Origin of the sequence: Nonlabens sp. YIK11 (genome assembly GCF_001413925.1) — a bacterium.
Taxonomy (GTDB): domain Bacteria; phylum Bacteroidota; class Bacteroidia; order Flavobacteriales; family Flavobacteriaceae; genus Nonlabens.
In genome coordinates this window covers 1,039,192-1,058,105 of the sequence record NZ_LBMJ01000001.1, presented here as the reverse complement: position 1 = coordinate 1,058,105, position 18,914 = coordinate 1,039,192, and the positions used below count along the sequence as shown (strand labels likewise).

Genomic DNA, 18,914 nt, shown 5'->3' with positions numbered 1-18,914 from the left:
GTTGTAATTTCCAGCCGTGATAGCCGTGTCCCACAAATCTAAGCAATTCCTATGGCAGGCCTGCAAGATAGCAGTGGCGTTATTCACGGTAGGATACATTGTTTGGTACTTGCAACAAACCGATTTCCAAGAGCAGAATATCTTGGACTATTTGAAGTCCATGCCATTGTATTTCTGGATGCTATTGCCGGTGTTTTCGATTTCCAGTTGGATGATGGAAACGATTAAATGGCAGCTGCTAGCAACGTCCAGCCAACGCATCACTTTTACCCAAAGCCTTTACCAAAACCTCACCAGTCAAGCTGCCAGTTTTCTAACACCTTTGCGGGCTGGAGAATTTGCCCTCAAGGCTTCCTATTTCCAACAACACCAGCGCAAGAATATCTTGAAGGCCGTAGCCTACGGCAACTTTTGCCAGATGACAGTTACCGTCATCTTTGGAGCAATCGGTTGGTGGTATTTAGCAGATTTGCCTTGGTGGATATTTTTTATAGGCTTTTTAATTCTTCTCATATTAATGATCTTGTCGCCACGATTGCATCAACGGCTTTCCCTATCGGCTGCCATTGCGCCAATTTTGGGATTATCAGCATTGCGATACGTTTTGTTTTCAAGCTCTTGGTTGCTTTTGTTAAGCTATTCCAGCATGTCACCAACACCTATGATTATAAGCTGTATCACAGCGATGTACCTTACCGTATCCATCGTTCCCAGCATGCAACTTTTTGATCTGGCACTCAAGTGGAGCGTGGCTAGCTTTTTTGCTGATTCCCTGGCAATCTCCATGGAGTCCATGACCGCCATCGTTGCGGTGGTCTGGCTATTTAATACAGTGTTGCCGGTTGTTTTGGGCAGCCTGATGTTGCCATTTCCTCAGTTTCAAAAAGCCGCGATCTCATGAGTTTTGTGGTACTGCTCATCAGTTTTGGGTACTGTTTGATACTGTTGGGACTCGCCATGCCAGCATTGAGGTATATACCTAGTTCGCTTTCGCGAAAGCGAACTCAACAACATCATCGCTTTTCCATCATCGTTGTGTATAGAAATGAGGTACGTGCTTTGCCCAGATTACTGGAGTCCATCCGGCAAATGAATTTCCCTAAAGATGCTTGCGAATGGTGGTTTGTCAACGATGAATCTACCGATGGAAGCAAAAGTGTGGTTCAGGATTTTGCTTCTGGAAATCCTTCCATACAGATTCATTTACTGGAACGACCCAAACGCAGCGCCAGTGCTAAAAAAGACGGCATCACCGCTGCGGTTTCACAATCCAGCTATGATCACATCATAACCACAGATGCCGACTGTGTCCTGCCTAAAACCTGGCTATTAAGCTTTAACGATCACTACCAGCAATTTGCCGATGCGATGCTGGTGGCCGCGCCAGTACAGTTATCTGGAAAGGGCTTTATTGCAGCCATACAACAGCTGGAAATGATGGCGCTACAAGCCATCACGGCTGGGTCGTTTGCCATGCGCCAACCTTTTATTTGCAATGGCGCCAATCTTTCCTTTTCCAAAAACGCTTTTAATCTAGTTGATGGTTATGTTGGTAACGACCAGTTTTCAAGTGGTGATGATGTTTTTCTTTTGGAAAAATTAGCCGCCGAGGATGTCCTACAGTGTCATTACCTCAAAAGCGAAGAAGCTATCGTAACCACACTTGCCAAAAGCTCTTTCAAAACTCTCATTGAACAACGCGCTCGATGGTCACGTAAGGGGAAGCACACTAAAAGCCTACTCAACAAACTGGTAAGCGCTCATGTATTCTTGATGAACCTGCTGTTTCTGGGCGTTCCCATATTACTCTTACTGGAGTTGATGGACTTCAAATTAGGAGTCATGGTTATGCTCATCAAGTTTTTTACAGATGCGGTAGTGCTACTGATAGGCAACCAAGTGACACCATTTTTATGGGCACGGTATTTTTTTATTCAGTTTTTTGTGTATCCATTTGTTGTCATCGCTGTTGCGGCGCGCAGTCTAGGCACTATTGAATGGCATGGTAGATCTATTGATCAAGAGTAGTCCCAACGGGTTGTACAACGATAGGCACGAGATAGGACGATGACACTGGTGTACCTTGCTTTAGTGCACTATCGATAGTAGGCAGATCCTGAAATTTTTGCTGCATGATAGAATCCAGGTACATTTTATCCAGATGGTTGGCACATCTGGAAATGCTGTCGTAGGAAATACGTCCTGCCTTATTCACGGTGAATTGTGCGACCAGACTGTCTTTTGCCTTGATCTCCATAGATAAGGTGTCACTAGATAATCTGGACTTAATCAATTGGTGAAGGTTCTTATAAAAACAGTCTGATGAAGAGAGCAACTCATCGCAGTCCTTAAATTGTGGATAGACGTCCACGGTGGTTGTATCCAGCTCTTGAAATCGCTTAGAGGCAATTTGAGCTGCTTCTCGATCCTTGTCCAACTCTGATTTACAAGCTGTGATGGATAGTAGCAATACTAACCCATATGAGAGAGTTAAAGTGATATGTTTTGAAACTAGCCTCACTTTTCTATGTTCATGAAAATTTCCTTCTTGAGGTCATTAGCTCGGGATTCCGCGATCTCTGCATAATCACTGGACGTTCCAAATTTGTCAAGAAAACGCTCATAGTACTTCAGAATGGACTTTTTATCCTTAAAATAACGGTCTGCCGCAACAACTAATTGGTAAGCGGCAACATCGTCTTCTGCGTTTTCTTTGACAGCTAATTGCATCGTTTCAAAAGTACCTTTAAAATCCTCTCTTGCCGCCATAATAGATGCCATTTGAAGATATTCCTGTGCAATAGATGGCCTTTTATACATGATGGCATATTCTATGGCATCTTGAGCCTCATCATATTCTTGAAGTCGCAGATGCGCTTTTGATTTTAGAAAATATAGGTCTGCATCCTTATCGTTATACTGCTCCAGAAAGATTTGAATGTTCTCAATGCCTTTTTGCCATTGAGCATCCTGGATGTAACTGATCGCCAGCGTACGGCGATTGAACTCTGTATCATTTCCCAATTCAAAAAGCCGCTCTAGGTGCTCAATGGCTTTTGAGTAGATCTTGGCATGATAATAGGCTTGAGCAATGAGACTATTGAATTTGATATCATCAGGGTTTTCATTTAAAACCTCAATACAGTATTTGATCGCTGGTCCTGTTTCCCTGTTTTGAATTAACAATGGAACCAGTTCCAATCTTGCCCTGCGGTAATCAGGATCCATTTTGAGGACATTCTCATAAACGTCCATGGCTAGATCCTCTGATTTTAATTGTTCATGAGCTTGTCCCTTATAAAATAGATAGGTTGCGTTTTCTGGAAACTCTTCGTTTAACTGTTTGAATAACCAAAGGCTTTCAAAAACATTGCTGGTCCGTAAATATAAGCGCCCCAATTCAAACCTTGGTCGTATCGCTTCTGGTTCCATTTCCAGGCCTTGCTTGTAAGAGTTGATGGCTTGATCTGTGTCGCCTAATGCGACATAAGCTCGAGCCATTTTAAACGTATTGTCAGCAGTGGTGTCAAGTTCACGATAGGAATTTAATGCCTCGCGGTAATTTCCTATTGCCATCAAGCTATCTGCTTCATACTCTTGAGCGGTCGTATTCAAGAAGTTTGCTAAATAAAGTACAATTAGAGTGAGGCAGGTTTTCATAGATCTTAATTTAGGCATACTTATTGAACTCTCAAAAACCTAAATTACTACATTATGAAAAAAATACTATTACTATTAGCTATAGCCGTTGGTTTTGCTTCTTGTGAAGGCGATCAAGGACCTCCAGGATTTGACGGTCTTGATGGACTGGATGCAGAAACCGCTTTGATTTTTGAGACCACTGTTAATTTCACGGCACCAGATTATTCTGTACCTGTGAATTACCCTAATAATTTTGAACTTTTTGACACTGATGTAGTTCTTGCTTACATCTTGTTTGAACAAGCTAGTACTGATGATGGTCGTACCGTTGATGTATGGAGAGCTTTGCCACAGACCATTTTTAGCGATTTTGGAGATTTCCGTTACAATTATGACTTTACCATCGTAGATGCAAGACTGTTTATCGACGGACCTATTTCCACCGATTTCAATAATTTGACAACAGCAGACGTCAACAACCAAACTTTTAGATTCGTTATTTTACCATCAGAGGTTGCCAGCGATCCAAGACTGGATGTTAGTGACTACAACTCTGTTATCAACATAGCAAATCTAGGATCTGCAGATGTGATCCAGATCCAGAACTAAGTTTACAACTTATAAAACACATCAAAAAGCGACCTACAGGGTCGCTTTTTTGTTGAGTACAAATTCCTCCAGCCATAGGGCCACGCCATCTTCCTTATGATGGGCTGTGATGTGATTTGCGGCCTGTTTGACCTCATCGCGGCCATTAGCTACCGCAACTCCATATCCAGCGCCAGCGAGCATCTCAGTATCATTATAATTATCGCCAAAGGCTGCCACGCCAGACATGGCGATGGATGGATAATTGCGCTGGATCAATAATTCCAGGGCTGATTTTTTGGAGATGTTCTTAGGCGATATTTCAGTATAGGTATCTTTTGAGCGGTACAAATGAACCATTGAGGAATGATATTTTTCCGCTTTCGCGAAAGCGAGTTCCATACGATCTGCATCACCCATGAACATAATTTTATGGGCACCACCGGCATCTTGAGTTTTTTTGAAATACTCCAAGGTCTCTTCCAAATCCTGAACGGTAGGCTCTACACGCGTGTTGTTGATTTCCCTAAGTGTCCACTGGTCCCGTTGGATTACAAACCACTCCTTGCCACGATACAAACTGACGTGGATATCGTGATCCAGGCCTATTGTAGCGAGGTCCTTGATGATATCAAAAGAAATACTATCACTATGTAGAACCTCTTCTTGATGCAGCACCAAGGCGCCGTTATAACAGACAATAGGCAGCCCTTGAATATTAAGCGCTTCCTGCAAGTAGTACATGGCTTGCGGCATGCGCGCAGAAATGAGGATCTTAGGCAGCTCCAATTGATTGAAGATTTCTGCAGTTTTTGCAGAAATAAAACGGTTTCCATCCAGTAGCGTACCGTCGATGTCTGTGGCGATGAGTTGTATCATGTTGTAAAACTACATCTTACCCTTCAGGCGGCATAAGTATTTCAACTTTTTTCAAAAATCATGGGTAAGAACTTGCTAGATTAAAAAACCTAGGTATATTTGCATCCGCTAAAGCAGAAATGTGATAGCATCGTTCTATAAGAACACGGTCTGGTAGTTCAGCTGGTTAGAATGTCGCCCTGTCACGGCGAAGGTCGCGGGTTCGAATCCCGTCCAGACCGCAATTACTTTCAATAGTAATGCAATTCAAGTTGTGTGTCCCCTAACAAAATTGGGGATTTGAAGGCCTCGGTAAACCGAGACTTTTTGAGAAGCTTTTCCGAATAGGAGAGGCTTTTTTGTTTTTGGGTTGATTTGGTACCTTTTCAACCATAGCTGATTCAAATTCTTGAGAGTTTATTCACTTAAAAGTCATGTGCATTAGACATTTTGTTTATGTAATTCACTCTAAAGCTATCGATTGCTATTACAAAGGCTACAGCCAGCACCCTGAGAATAGACTGGCACAACACAATGCTGCTCAAAGCAAGTTTACTTCAAGAGCAAATGACAAGAAATTAGTATTTAAAGAAGAGTTTCCAACTAAGAACGAAGCATTGACAAGAGAAAAAGTCATTTAAAAATATAGTAGATCCCAAATCGAGTATTTGATTAATTTAAACCGGAATATGCTTTGACTTGAAAGGGCTCACAAGTTATATCCACCTAAATATTACGTGCTGCGTCTATAGTTAGGAGAAAAAATGACTTCTAGGTTCAGAAGTTAATTCATTAACAGTTTGATGAAATCATCTGTAAACCGAGACTTTTTGATCCTCAAATTTTGGGGACGAATAAGAGAGGCTTTTTTGTTTTTGGGTTGATTTACTTTTTAGTTGATTTGGCTTTTTAAGGAAAATCTTTTCTATAGTAGTGCGTTAGTGCGCAGCCATTGCTCGCAGGCTGCTGGCCAATTCCTGGCAGGCCCATCTTCATTGAGTCCAAAACCGTGTCCACCTTTTTGATACAAGTGTATTTCTGACGATATATTGTGCTTTTGTAATGCTTCAAAATACATCACACTATTTTGATATGGCACGGATGTATCATCCAAAGCGTGAATCAAAATCGTTGGTGGCGTTTTTTGGTTAATTCTGTTTTCGGTGGAGTATATGTCAATTTGATCTGATGTAGGGTTCTCACCTAGAAGATTGGATTTAGATCCTTGATGCGTAAATTCATCATGCATAGTGATCACGGGATAAATCAACATAGAAAAATTAGGTTTTGCACTTACATCACTATTCTCAATATACACCTCATCATCGTATCCAGTGGATAAGGTAGCGGCTAGATGTCCACCAGCTGAAAATCCCATGACTCCAATTTTCGCTGGATCAATTCCCCAAGTAGCAGCGTTGCTTCTTGCGACTCTCAAGGCCTTTTGAGCATCCTGTAAAGGACCAATGCTTTTTTCATCCATGATAACATCTGATGGCAGACGATATTTGAGAACAATTCCCGTAATGCCCAAGGTATTCAACCATCGTGCGATCTTGGTTCCTTCCTTATGAATGGCAAGATGTTTATAACCACCTCCAGGTAAAATGAGTACAGCGGTACCGTTGGGGTTTTCTGGCTTAAAGATGGTCAAGGTAGGTGTAGTCACCTGAGAGGTCTTCATCAGCTCCTTGCCTTCTATTATTGGAGATTCCTGATAGTTTTGATTATTGATAGCATTAGGAATATTAGTTTCCCATACATCAATTTCAAAAGACTGTGCGATCATAAAACTGCTACTTATCAAGGAGCAAAATAGAAAGATAGATGTGAGAAAACGCATATTAATCTGCTTTTAAATAAACGGATAATGCTGGTACTTTTTGTATCAGGCTGGCTACTGCCAGTCGCGCCACATGAGTGGCTCCCAAAACAGATAAATGTGTATCATCCTCTTTACCTTCCGGGTAATATGCTATTTCTCTAGGCTTATAATGCAGGTAAAGATCCTTTGAATCTTCCTGGCCAAAGGACTCCACTAACAATTCGGTTTGATATTGAAGGTCAATCAAAGGGACATTGTATTCTTGAGCCACCTGACGGACTTCTACTGGGTAATCACCATGTGTATCGACTAGGGTTCCGTTTTCATTGTAATTGCGTCTTACAATCGATGTGAACAAAATTGGAATAGCTCCTTTAGCTCTGCTGTCTTCCACAAACTTGATGAGGTTCGCACGATATGCGGTATGCGGATTGGTATATCGTTTAGGGTCATTTTCCTTTTGATCGTTGTGACCAAACTGGATAAATACATAATCACCCATTTTTAAATTTTCCAGCACTTTTTCCCATCGTCCTTCTGTAATAAAGCTGCGTGTGCTCCTGCCGTTGACCGCATAATTTTCCAGGGCAATGTTACCCGATAAAAATCCTGGTAGCATTTGCGCCCAGCCTCGTTCTGGATTGTCATCTGGGTTGGGTTTTATCGCCATGGTAGAATCTCCAATGCTATGAATGGTGATTACCTGAGAGTCTTCCACATGCTCTTGTGCTATTGCAAAGGAGAATGTCAAAAGCAGCAGCAGTGCAAATTTGTTATAGAGTTTCATACCACTCCTTTTTTGATGATTTTTTATGTTCACCCAATATGTTTTTGATGTTGTACTTTTTAGCTTGGGACTTTTTCAATTGCTTGGACCATGAGACGCGGCGTTCTGGAGCATATCCTTTTCCTCGGTTTTTATATTCCGCATAAAAGGCTGTTTTTTCAGCATCAGGCTTGGACCAATTATCCCAACCTACCGGTAAGATGTGATCACCCATATCGCTATCCATAAAAACGGTTTGGGCATCAATTCTCCATGGTCTGCCTAGGTAGACTTCGTCTACATTTTCAGCAGCAGTTAGCTTACAGTTTTTGAATACAAAACCAAAATCTGCCATCTCATCGGTAGAAGCGGCTGTGATGTAAGAGTCCTTTTTACTGTGAATCTCACAGTTCTCAAAGAACGCCGTGGCGTTGCCAAAAATGAAATCCGTTGTTCCTTCAATATAGCAATCCTTGAAATATTGCTTACCATTTCCAGAGGCGTAAACCGTGTCTTGATTCCCTAACAAGTTGCAGTTGACCATCGCTACCCTATTTGAATTGATCGCTAATGCCACGGCTTGTCCAACTTCTCCAGCCGAATTTTCAATCGTCAAGTTTTTCACTAAAACATCATCTGCGTCTATGGATAAGGTTGGTGTATGGAAGGTGCTGTTGCGGCCTAAGGCCAATTTATCAAAATAGTCATCATAAGTAATGATGGTTTGCTCCTTACTTTCTCCTATCAAATTGATGTGTGTATTCCATTCGTAGATTCTGACCTTCTCTTTATATATTCCATTTTTGACCATAATTGTGATCTTTTCATAAGGAAAGGATTTTGCATTATTAATAGCATCCTGAATGGAAGAATAGTCGCCAGTGCCGTCCTTTGCCACCGTTACATTAAAAGGATCCTTTGGCGCAGCGGTCTTGGCTTTCAATTTTTCAATCACATTATGAGCTTTCACCCATCGGTCATAGGTTTTAAGTACTTCTTTAGGCTCGTTTGTGTACCAACCGTAACCGTTCCTGCGCTCTGCTCCTATCTCATCCAAAGAATATTTTTTGATTCCATCTCTATCACAAAAGAAAGGTCTATTGTTTTCCAGTTCCATAAAACGAGCCCACAATGGTGGTGCCTCTTCATCCTGCACCATTACCTTATTGATCACCTTGCCATCATCATCATAGGTTCTTACTTCTCTCAAGCCTTCAATCTTTACACGTTGCAACCATGCATGAGCGCTGGCAACAGATTCCATAACCGCGATTGATGGGTCCTCGATGGACATGAGTAGAAGAACGATTTTAGCAGATTCCTTTCCGCTTAATGACGGTAATTCATAGGCTCTTCCCATAGCGGGTTCAAGAGTCACCTCATCATGCTGCGCGCACCAGCCTGTCAATATACCATCCTGCACATATTGAGTTTGTAGGATGCAAGAGACACCTTTATCAAAAGCTGTTTTGACCCGTTCCAAAGTTTCCTTGGGCGGCTGGATGGAATAATAGCCAGAATTGTCTTTTACCTCTTTCAGCACATTCATGATATTGACCATGCTATCGTCATTATAGGTGATGTGAGTAGCATAACCCTTCTTGAGCGGATAAAACTGAGGCCAGCCGCCATTGGGATACTGTGCCTCCAGCAGGTAACCCAAGGCTTTTAAAAATGCAGTTCTATATCTTTCATCTGGCTGTTGCTCGTGAATCTTTGAAAGGAATAGCATTTCTTGAAAAGTCGCACCGTTATCTGTGGTAACGCCTTTGGCAGTCGATTGTATCTCGCTTAACTCTTGCTTTTCTTTGGTAGAGAGCGCTTCCTGCATCTGGATATTTTTAGGCCAGCCACCTATGTCTCTTTGATATAGCAAAACGTTTTCTGCTATTTCTCGAGCTTCACTAGACGCATACCATTCTGCGCTACTGTCTGTTACAATATCTCTCCAGGATTTGTCTAGGATTTGCGCCTGAACAGCTTGAAACAGCAGGAAGCAAACTAATGACATGTAAACTCTCATAAATTGATGATTTTTTTTGGCTATCCTGACAAGGATGAATTTAAAGGTAAAGGCTTGATTTTTATATGCTTTATACAACTTTGGTGATTGATAAAGATCTCGCTTTCGCGAAAGCGAAATTCTTCAACCTCCAATCTACTTCTAATCCTGAGTGATATTCCTGATGTTCGCAGCAATATGACATTATATCCCAATCCAAGATATCTGGAGAATCCCAATGGAACATCGAGATTAATTATCCACTTAATTATTTTATTTTCAGTTATTTAAACTATTTACAAGCTAATGATAACACGCTAAGGTAAAAAAATTATATTTACTAATGCAATCGATTACATAAAGAACGATGTAATCCTAAATGAATTGTTATGAAAACAGTTTTACTTTTTGGCATGTTTATGATGGCTTGCGCTTTGTCGACCGCACAATCTGTTAATATCACGGCCGCTACAGGATGGCTGGAGTCTGCCTATGTGACTTGGGAACCAGTGGCCGGCGCAGATCGTTATGACGTTTTTTACAGCGGTAATGGCATGACTGATCAACAGATCGATACCCAGCTCATACGCAGTTATAGCAGCTATTATCGTGCAGACATTATAGGTCTTACGGCTGGAGATTATACGTTTAAAATCGTTCCCGTCACTTCAAACAATCCTGGAGCAGCAGCGGTCACTGGTGTAGTAACCGTTATGGCTCACGATCGCAATGGATTTGCCCATGAAGGTGGTCATGTACCTGGAGCCTATAATCTGGAAGGAACATTAAAGGATAATGCGGTCGTTATTTATATTACTGAAAGTTCTAAAAATACGGTCTCTTTGAACGTCACTGGCGCCAATAGTAACCCTTGTGTTGGTCTACAAAATATACTGGATGGATTTAAAAAAGGTCGCGATAATCGACCTCTCGCGATACGACTTATAGGTAATATTACAGACTTGGATTATATGCTTAATGGAGACCTTGTCATTGAAAACGACAACAATGCTAATGGATCCATCACGTTTGAAGGAATAGGATCTGATGCGGTAGCTAACGGTTGGGGACTTAGAATCAAACGAGGAACCAACATTGAAGTACGCAATCTGGCTTTTATGCTCACTGATGCCGCCGAAGGTGATAACGTAGGGCTACAGCAAGATAACGACCATGTATGGGTTCATAATTGCGATATGTTTTATGGAGCGCCTGGTGGTGATGCTGATCAATCTAAAGGCGACGGTGCGCTGGATTGCAAGCGATCTACTTATGTAACGATGTCTTATAATCACTTTTGGGATACTGGTAAAAGCAATTTGCTGGGATTGAGCGAGGACACAACCACTGGTTTGTATATTACCTATCATCACAATTGGTACGATCATTCTGATTCTCGTCATCCACGAGTTAGATTTTATTCTGCTCACATCTACAATAATTACTTTGATGGTAATTCCAAATATGGCTCTGGATCAACTAACGGCTCTTCCTTATTCATTGAAGGAAATTACTTTAGAAAGTGTAAATACCCTATGCTTACTTCAAGGCAAGGAACTGACATCTCTGGCGGTTCTTCTGGCACCTTCTCTGGTGAGGATGGTGGCTTTATCAAAGCATTTAATAATACTATAAGTGGTCAACAACGTCTCGTTTATTATGACCCTGTCAATGCACCAGTCCAATTTGATGCCTATCAAGCTGCAGCCAGAAGCGAGCAAATCCCATCAAATCTCACCTCTTTCCAAGGAAACAATGCTTATAACAATTTTGATACAGACGCCAGCCTCTATGTGAATACCATTAATATCGATACACCAGAAGAGGCGCGTGACAAGGTCATGCAATATTCTGGCAGAGTCAGTGGTGGCGATATAACTTGGGCTTTTAATAATGCGGTCGATGACAATGATTCTGGAGTCAATTCTGGACTTGCGGCTCTATTGCAATCCTATAGTACTAGTATTGTCTCCATTCAAGGTGATCAAGGAACCAATCAAAGCGCTCAAACCTTGACAATCCCAGACAATAACGAACAAGCTGTAAATAGCGGTGAAAGTATTGAAGCTATGGTCTTTATTTGGGGCGGCGATGCTACGTCTGCCAGCGTTTCAGGTTTGCCTAGCGCTGGGATTGTTTTTACAATTGATTCTTCTGCAAAGACAGTGACGATAAGCGGAACTCCTACAGAAAACGTGAGCTTTACGGTAACGACGACAGGTACAGCAGGTTCACCAGTTTCCGGAACTGGATCTATTAGAATTAATGGAGTCGCAGGTGATGATGAGATCCACAATTTTACGGCCTCTGGTTTAACCAGTAATTTCTATTCCTTTTCAGGTGCAAACATCAACTCAACAGCAGGATCCACCACCTATGATGGTCTTACCTTGACGACACGACTCAAAATTGAGTCTTCCACAAACATATCCTACTCAACATCTACAGAGTCAGAACTTACACTGGTATTTGACCCGACTTTTAACGGTACGATCAAACTAGACAACACGAGCTACACTGCATCAAATGGGTTGCTAATCATCCCTTCAGTAAACAGCGGCTCACATCAGATCACCAAAGGCAGTGTTGCTAACTTATATTATATAAAAACAGCTTACACGTTAGGTATAGGAGACATTGAAGATCTTGAAAATGTCAGCCTATATCCTAATCCTACATCTGGAATAGTCTCTTTAAAACATAGCTTAGATCGCATCGAGCGAATAGAGGTGTATAATGTTTTAGGATCACTAATCAATGTTATGGAAAACCCAACCGATACCGTAGATCTTAGGTCCTTTAGCGCTGGTATCTACTTGATGAAGATCGTTACTCCTAATGGGTCGATTACCAAGCGGATGATTAAAAAGTAATTCGATTTCATTTATCTTAAATCGCCCTGCTGTTTTAGCAGGGCGATTTTTTGTGCTTACCATATCAAAAAATATGCGTTCGTAGAATAGGTTACTATGCGGTACATGCATTTGACACTTATTCCTAACTGTACATAGAAGTAAAGCTTACAAATACAATTAATGCGCCTGATTAGGATGAGCTGGATGTTGCCCTATTCTTGTTTCGCCATGAAGGATCGCGAAAAAGGGCTCAAAATAAAAGGCCCAATGAAATGAATCATTGGACCTTCTAAACTCTAATTAACAATGAAGCTATTGTACTTGTAGCTTGACAGACTTACTCCCAGCTGAAGTATTTATTTTCCCTATATACAATCCTGAAGAAACGTTGAAATCAAAACTAGCATCCTGATCAACACTTACAGATTTTACTAAAGCACCACTTAAATTATAAATCTCAATTTGAGTTTTTGATGTAACGTTAGAAACCAAAACTTGGCCGTCACGACTAATTAAGGTAGTTGGTATTTTGATTGCATTGTCCACACTCAACAATCTGCTTGCTCCAGTTCCAGTCACTTCAATTTTGTGAAGGCTGAAATTGTTATCGCCATAAACGTATAGATCTGCGTCTGAACCTGTATAAGATACTTCAAAAATTTTAGGAACGTCTTGTTCGCCATCGGTTGGTAATGTGCCTAAAATGGTAGATCCATCTGAAACGAAAAGGCTTCTTGCGCTACTTCCACCGGCAGCACACCAGATAGTAACGGTCACATCTCCTGAAACCGGTATTTTTAAATATCTACGAACTGGAAGTTCTGCTGTTCCTCCGGCGCTTCCATTGGTTCTAAATCTTAAGCTAGAAGTGAATCCATCAGAGAAATCTAGGACGCTAATGGTGATCTGTCCCATGTTGTTATTGGATGTATGTGGTTGTATCACAAGATTATCCACTACCACAGGATTAGTCCCATCAGGATCAGCAGCATAACCAGGAAACCCATCGGTTTCTGGCCATCCATCAGAAAAGTTCCAAGTTTTAGTTTGAGCTGTTGTCATTGCACTTACAAATAGTAAAGGCAAGAAGAATAGTAAAGTTTTTTTCATGTTTTTGAGTTTAGGTTAATCGATTACATTGTAAATATAGAGGTAAAAAGTATGTTTCCTAGTTAATATTTTGATTTGCATAACATTGTGGGTTTCATTGGTTTAATGAAACCCACAATAGCTTCTTATTAGTGTGCTATCACCTTAAAGGCTTTTCTGCCTTGATAATTTTCTGCACTAACGATATACAATCCGTCTTTAATTTGAACAGAAGTATCCACATCTGTATCAAAAGTTTGAATCAATGCACCTGCAAGATTGTAGATGCTGATTGTAGTTGGCATGGATACATTCTCAACAAATAGCTGATGACTGTACGCCTTTACAGATACTTGGAATACATTATTCGATTGTATTGTCTCAACATTTAAAGTTGCAAATGGGTCCCAATCATCAGTTCCTTTTGTAAAATTGAAGGTATTAATTTCAGTTCCATCATTAAGTGTTGGTGTACTCAAAACTGTGGACCACGCTACGCGACTATTTGAATTATCCACACCTGATGCATTCTCAATGGTTCCAAATTCATACATCTTATTGGATTCTCCAGCCAATGTATTGGTCCAGCCTACAGGCGATATTAGTGATTGACCTTCAGCACCTGGGAACGTAGATTCATCTATAGTTGTATTATAGAAAACCACCTCACTTGTATTAGGTGCCCATGGTCGACCAAAGAAACCAGGCTTTGATGAGTTTGTAGATGCCGTTTCCACCCCAGGAATAGGTGACTTCACGTTGCATTCGTACATTAAGAAACCTCTACCGCTGGTTTGTTGGGCAGCGGTGATATATGAGGCATCGCTGCTAGCGTCGCTAGTATTCAATACCAAATCTGTTTGATAGAAAACCGCTGTCATACCTCCAAAAAGATAATCAACTGCTCCCATCATTGCTCCTTTGTAGATAGCAACTCGTGCTCCAGCTGCTCCATAAAAAGAATCTTGTCTTCCCACGACTCTGGTTCCATTTAATATAACTCTATCTGCGCTTCCTGCGATACCTATGGCAGCGGCTTGAGTGACATAACCAGCGGCTCTATTTTGAACCGAGGTATTACCGTAATCAGTTGGTCTGGTAGGCTCACTAGATGCCTTTGCTTGAACTACATCCTGAGATTCTCTAAGAGAGATGTATTGATTAAAAGAGTTTTCTAGAATAATGTTCTCGATGGTTACATCTTTGGCCATTATTACAACCGTTGCGTTCCAGTAGGAGGAACCGCCACCAGTACCTTCTTTATTGACGTAATCTGTGAATCCATTTTCTTTATTGACGGCGAGTGTTTCTGCATCATACTTGTTGTCCAGTCCTTGGCTAAAGAAATTGTACTTCTGCCCATAGTAGGATGTAATTCTAACAGCCGTAGGATCTATGTTCACGCCTTTATCCAAAAGGCCGATGCTTGGACTGGAAGAGGCATTCTTAAGAGTCACATTATCCATATCAATCACTAGCATTTCCTCATAATTTCCAGGATCAATCATGACTGTGACCAACTCGTTGTTAGGTCGATCCATTCTTGTTATTGCATCTAGCGCTTCGTTAATCGTCTGGTAGTCTTTATCGACTCCAACAGTGATCTCAGACTTAAATGGGACAATGGTTAGCACTTCAAAAGATCTAAAATAGGTCGTCCCTAAGACATCGATCACCACAAAGCCGTCTGTACTGCCTTCATAAACATATTCTGTGGTAACACTGGTGCTTGTAGAGTTAGAGCTATTGATTACAGGGTCACCCATGTTTACCGTATAATTCGATTGATAATAGTCTTTAATAATGATCTTGGAATTGGGGCTAACAGGTATGCTAATTTTAGAGTTGGTTCCTGCATTAAGATCACCATTAGAACCTCTTACATTTATAGAGCCTTCAAAAAGTAATCCCTTATAAGCCGTTGCCGAACTAATACTGCGTTCATTAAACGCCCATTTTGTGACAGGCTTAAACGTTAAAGTCTTATCCTTTGCAGCTCCAGAAACGGTTAGGTTTGAAGTCAATGCAAGTTCTACAGGGTAATTGTCCAAGCCATCGTAAGAAATGGAATAAGTTCCATCTCTTAATGCAATTGCGGATAGATCGGAAAATGAGTAGCTATAACCATCCTCATCAAGGTTGTTAAAGGTTAATTCAAGATCGTTTCTCTGCTGGGTGTCCAAATCTGGTGTAGAAACATTAATGACATACACTGGTTTTAAAGAGAATTCAATACCTCTAGTACTATTTTGAGCTGTAATAGTCAAAGTATTATCGACGATCTCATAATCGTTTACACCTGTACCAGATATGGTATATTCTATATTGGCTTCCAGATCTACACTATAAGTGCCGTTTGTTTCATTTATGGACACTATTGGGTTGTATATCGTGTTTGCAGCAGGATCTGACGTAAACTGTAGGCCTAGATTACTCAAATCAGATAAGCCGCTGATAGATCCTGTAACTTCAAAAAGCTCAACCTGAAGAACTGTTATCGAGTGAGATGTGGTCGCTTCGGTTACGGTTAAGATTTTTCCACTGGTCACTATATACCCATTAGCATCTGCCAGGCTAACCTCATAGGTAATATCCACTGGCAAATCTACAGTGAACCCGGCATTGGATACTACGGCAGATACTATTTTACCTGCTGGATTGGTAAATTGAACTGAATATCCTGATGGAATATTCATGGCTTGCGTTTCATCAACTGTACCGACTATAGTAATATAGTTTGCCGCCTTCCTGTAAACCCTGAAGAAACTAGGCTTACCAGCGCTATCATAAATGCGATATTCCCCAGCGTATTTTGCAACAAAAACCAATTCTGTTTCCGCGGCAGCGATATCAACTTGATCCAGTTGTAATGCAGGATCCTGTGCATACTCAAAATTAAAAATTCCTCCAGAATCTGTTCTAGCGTTAATCACGACCTCATCATCTTCGGCAAGATTTAGTGACAAATACCTATCAGGACTTCCTGCAGTGTTCACGTATAATCTACCCGTAAAATTTGGAGAACTAGCAATATTACTGTCCCATCTGGTCAATGCCGTATTTGTAGTTCTTAAACGATCGTTGGTACCGTTAGTGACGTAACCTAAATCACCAGCAGTAAAAGAGAGAATATTCACACCAGCTGTTCCCGCAGTTACACCTGGATAAAAATCGTTGATGACTTCCTCAGTCAACAGGTTATTATAAAGTACTGGATCTAATTGTTCTGCACCAAAATCCCAAACATCGGTTGGGACTACAGTCGTTTCAGCATTGATAACCTGTATGGAAGGCGTGTAAGCGTTTGCCCCATCAAAAGTAAAATATAGGGTTCTAGGGCTACCCACATATGTAAACTCATAGTAGCCTGTCCTATCAGACATACCTTCATAAGCATCAAGGTCCACATTTGCGGTCCCTAGTTCGCTGCCATTTTGAGTAGTACCGCCAGACATCGTACCAGCGCTGTAAATCGAGCCCAAAAATCTTATAGTAGTTTCTGGACCAGCGACATCAATTTCCAACATGTTACCGTTTTTGAAGACAACGCCATAGTTGGAACTATGCCATAAGGTTGTAGCTGCTTGGGTTCTTAACTTACCGTCTGGACTTGTAGTAGAAGTTACTGGGTCATTTTGAACGCCAGTATTTGTGAATGTTGACTGGTCTGCAAGATTGTAAATAGAAGAATCTTGACTTAGGCCTGTTCCACATATCAAGAATGTGAAAATAGCAATTAGTGAGTAGAGTTTTTTCATAATTCTAGGTATTAGGTGATGGTAATAGTTACTGGTTAAAAAATTGAACCACAAATGATAATCAGAAACAAGGACTATCTATTGTGGTCTGTTGATGACTTTAAAGGTTTGTACTTTCTCTTTGTTCGAAAATTGACACAAATACACTCCAGGCGGTTGCTGCACAAAATCAACTTGTATCTTACCACCTTCTTTTTCAAGGTTTGCATTGCTATATATTTTTTTTCCGTCAAGCGAAAAAATGCTCAGCGAAGATCCTTTTAGGTCTAGATCAACTAGTTCAATAGTCAAAAGGCTTTCAATGATTGTGGGATAAATTTTGAATTTTGGCGAATTGATATCACCGTTTCCCAGGGTAGAACATTTAGAGCTAATCATTCCAGAGTTACTGATTGATAAAGTTGCTCCGGCTCCGCATTCTTCATCCTTTAGAATAGCGGACACATCCGCTACCGGGAAAGACGTATACGTATAGTTGGGTGCACTCACCTGTCCAATGTTAGATCGACCACCCAGGCAGTCCTCAAAATTGATAGCGACAGTACCACCATAACTGCGATATACCGTTCCAACACTTTCAAAGTCTGTCTTCTCCACTAAGCAGGAAGAAGTGTTGTCACCACCACTTATACCTATTGCTCTAGAACTGGAAACATCAGTACTATACAAACAATTAAAAATATGTAATTGAGCATTGCGAGCACGTGGCATGCGTTCACGGCAACCTTCTGCCCAGTAGCAGTTCTGAAATGTCACGCTATAATGACCATCAACAGGAGCATCAGAATCACTTGAACCTATAAGATTTGAAAAGCGATGATCGTCAGAACCACCAGAACCGCCAGGTGTAGGTGGTTTTAAATATATGAACTTACACCAGGACACGGTAACATTATCTGATAGGCCCTTGATGTCAAAATTGCCATCAACACCATCTCTGAATTCACAATGATCCACCCAAAGATCAGTACATCCATCTGAGGTTAAATTGTCTCTACCGTCGATGTCATAAGCACCAGCTCCCTCAAAAATCAGGTTACGTATGATTACATTTCTAGAGCCCTGTTTGAGATTTAGTATTCCAGAACCAGATTTAGTTTGTGAAGGATTGATAAGTGTAGCTCCCGGTAGACCCAAAATTGTTTTATCGATAACTATCTCACTTATTGATTGTCCAGTTGGTATAGAAATGATCCCAGAAACAAGAATGACACCTGGACCGCTAGATTTGATGGCATTTTTAAATTCCGTGTATGTGGAGACCGTTGTTGGATCGGCATTTCCTCCACCTGTAGCCGCAGCACCAAAGCCTTCTGGAGAATTTGCGGCGTATTGCTGTGATCTACCTATTGTAGCACTGAGTATCAAGATGATGTAAAGAAAACTTTTCATGGAAATAAAAAGATTTATATTTATGTAATCGATTACATAGTAGACAATGGTAATTCTATTTTTGAGATTTTGCAAATTTTATTTGTAGAAACCATATTGTTAACTCACCCATCCAAAAATTATGATTAATAAAAAAATT

The 18,914-nt window shown here is 40.9% G+C and carries 14 protein-coding genes and 1 tRNA gene; 6 read left to right on the top strand and 9 right to left on the bottom strand.

What is annotated here, in order from left to right; all coding sequences use genetic code 11:
- Window positions 1–25 precede the first annotated feature (25 nt).
- Together AAU57_RS04735 and AAU57_RS04730 are read left to right on the top strand one after the other, a co-directional pair.
- Entirely contained in the window at window positions 26–901 is an 876-nt protein-coding gene (locus tag AAU57_RS04735) for a hypothetical protein (RefSeq protein ID WP_156339997.1), read from the top strand.
- Window positions 898–2,028: a glycosyltransferase gene (locus tag AAU57_RS04730; protein ID WP_082438547.1), complete on the top strand. Its 1,131-nt coding sequence runs from the start codon at window positions 898–900 to the stop codon at window positions 2,026–2,028. Before AAU57_RS04735 ends, AAU57_RS04730 begins: the two co-directional genes overlap by 4 nt.
- Here AAU57_RS04730 and AAU57_RS04725 read toward each other — a convergent pair.
- Together AAU57_RS04725 and AAU57_RS04720 are read right to left on the bottom strand one after the other, a co-directional pair.
- Window positions 2,012–2,470, bottom strand: coding sequence for a hypothetical protein (locus AAU57_RS04725; protein WP_055411825.1), 459 nt, complete (start codon window positions 2,468–2,470; stop codon window positions 2,012–2,014). The two genes, AAU57_RS04730 and AAU57_RS04725, sit on opposite strands and share 17 nt — an antisense overlap.
- A 47-nt stretch (window positions 2,471–2,517) precedes the next feature.
- The gene (locus AAU57_RS04720; RefSeq protein WP_055411824.1) at window positions 2,518–3,660 is read right to left on the bottom strand and encodes a tetratricopeptide repeat protein; all 1,143 of its coding nucleotides are present in this window, start codon (window positions 3,658–3,660) and stop codon (window positions 2,518–2,520) included.
- A 54-nt stretch (window positions 3,661–3,714) separates the two neighbouring features.
- Between AAU57_RS04720 and AAU57_RS04715 the strand changes: the two genes are divergently transcribed.
- On the top strand, window positions 3,715–4,251 hold the full coding sequence (locus AAU57_RS04715) for a hypothetical protein (RefSeq protein ID WP_055411823.1): 537 nt from the start codon (window positions 3,715–3,717) through the stop codon (window positions 4,249–4,251).
- Between the two features lie 33 nt (window positions 4,252–4,284).
- Here AAU57_RS04715 and AAU57_RS04710 read toward each other — a convergent pair whose 3' ends face one another.
- The gene (locus AAU57_RS04710; RefSeq protein WP_055411822.1) at window positions 4,285–5,109 is read right to left on the bottom strand and encodes a Cof-type HAD-IIB family hydrolase; all 825 of its coding nucleotides are present in this window, start codon (window positions 5,107–5,109) and stop codon (window positions 4,285–4,287) included.
- A 147-nt stretch (window positions 5,110–5,256) separates the two neighbouring features.
- On the opposite strand from AAU57_RS04710, the gene AAU57_RS04705 reads away from it, so the two are divergent.
- Window positions 5,257–5,330, top strand: a tRNA-Asp gene (locus AAU57_RS04705).
- Between the two features lie 192 nt (window positions 5,331–5,522).
- The gene (locus AAU57_RS04700) at window positions 5,523–5,729 is read left to right on the top strand and encodes a GIY-YIG nuclease family protein (RefSeq protein WP_055411821.1); all 207 of its coding nucleotides are present in this window, start codon (window positions 5,523–5,525) and stop codon (window positions 5,727–5,729) included.
- A 284-nt stretch (window positions 5,730–6,013) separates the two neighbouring features.
- Here AAU57_RS04700 and AAU57_RS04695 read toward each other — a convergent pair whose 3' ends face one another.
- From AAU57_RS04695 to pelA, 3 genes are read right to left on the bottom strand one after another with little or no spacing between them, the layout of a single operon-like run.
- Entirely contained in the window at window positions 6,014–6,877 is an 864-nt protein-coding gene (locus AAU57_RS04695) for an alpha/beta hydrolase (RefSeq protein WP_231717771.1), read from the bottom strand.
- A gap of 55 nt (window positions 6,878–6,932) precedes the next feature.
- Complete coding sequence (locus AAU57_RS04690) at window positions 6,933–7,700, bottom strand: rhamnogalacturonan acetylesterase (protein WP_055411819.1); 768 nt, start codon at window positions 7,698–7,700, stop codon at window positions 6,933–6,935.
- A complete protein-coding gene (pelA, locus tag AAU57_RS04685) occupies window positions 7,687–9,702 on the bottom strand; it encodes a pectate lyase (protein ID WP_055413673.1) in 2,016 nt (671 codons plus the stop codon). Before pelA ends, AAU57_RS04690 begins: the two co-directional genes overlap by 14 nt.
- A gap of 368 nt (window positions 9,703–10,070) precedes the next feature.
- Between pelA and AAU57_RS04680 the strand changes: the two genes are divergently transcribed.
- Window positions 10,071–12,554, top strand: coding sequence for a T9SS type A sorting domain-containing protein (locus AAU57_RS04680; protein WP_055411818.1), 2,484 nt, complete (start codon window positions 10,071–10,073; stop codon window positions 12,552–12,554).
- 294 nt (window positions 12,555–12,848) lie between these two features.
- Here the strand turns inward: AAU57_RS04680 and AAU57_RS04675 are convergent, their stop codons facing one another.
- The 3 genes from AAU57_RS04675 to AAU57_RS04665 form a co-directional block, all read right to left on the bottom strand.
- Window positions 12,849–13,646, bottom strand: a complete 798-nt coding sequence (locus AAU57_RS04675) for a T9SS type A sorting domain-containing protein (protein WP_082438545.1) — start codon at window positions 13,644–13,646, stop codon at window positions 12,849–12,851.
- A 128-nt stretch (window positions 13,647–13,774) separates the two neighbouring features.
- The gene (locus tag AAU57_RS04670) at window positions 13,775–17,383 is read right to left on the bottom strand and encodes a pectinesterase family protein (RefSeq protein WP_055411816.1); all 3,609 of its coding nucleotides are present in this window, start codon (window positions 17,381–17,383) and stop codon (window positions 13,775–13,777) included.
- Window positions 17,384–17,461: 78 nt separating this feature from the next.
- The gene (locus AAU57_RS04665) at window positions 17,462–18,775 is read right to left on the bottom strand and encodes a T9SS type A sorting domain-containing protein (protein WP_055411815.1); all 1,314 of its coding nucleotides are present in this window, start codon (window positions 18,773–18,775) and stop codon (window positions 17,462–17,464) included.
- Window positions 18,776–18,914: the final 139 nt, after the last annotated feature.